Genomic DNA, 378 nt, shown 5'->3' with positions numbered 1-378 from the left:
CCGTATTCGGCGATCTTGTTCATCTCTCGGGTGCGGATTTGCAGCTCGACACGCTGGCGCGACGGGCCGACGATGGTGGTGTGGATCGACCGATAATCGTTCTGCTTCGGCGTCGAGATGTAGTCCTTGAAGCGGCCGGGCACCATCGACCACGCGGTGTGGATGGCGCCAAGCGCCCTGTAACAATCCTCGACCGTGTCGACGACGACGCGGAAGCCGAAAATATCCGAGAGCTGCTCGAAGGACAGCGCCTTGGCCTCCATCTTGCGGAACACCGACCACGGCTTCTTCTGCCGGCTCTTCACGCCGGCGTTGATCGCATGCTTCTCGAACAGCGTGGACAGCGCCTTTTCGATGTCCGTCAGCACGCCCTTGTTG

The 378-nt window shown here is 61.1% G+C and carries 1 pseudogene; it reads right to left on the bottom strand.

Going from position 1 to position 378, the window contains the following annotated elements:
- Nucleotides 1–378: pseudogene (locus EN885_RS33430) on the bottom strand (bifunctional (p)ppGpp synthetase/guanosine-3',5'-bis(diphosphate) 3'-pyrophosphohydrolase); the annotation flags it as partial.

Origin of the sequence: Mesorhizobium sp. M6A.T.Cr.TU.014.01.1.1 (assembly GCF_004022765.1) — a bacterium.
GTDB lineage: Bacteria > Pseudomonadota > Alphaproteobacteria > Rhizobiales > Rhizobiaceae > Mesorhizobium > Mesorhizobium mediterraneum.
Note: the sequence above shows the minus strand (reverse complement) of the source record. Positions and strands in the feature narration are given on the sequence as shown.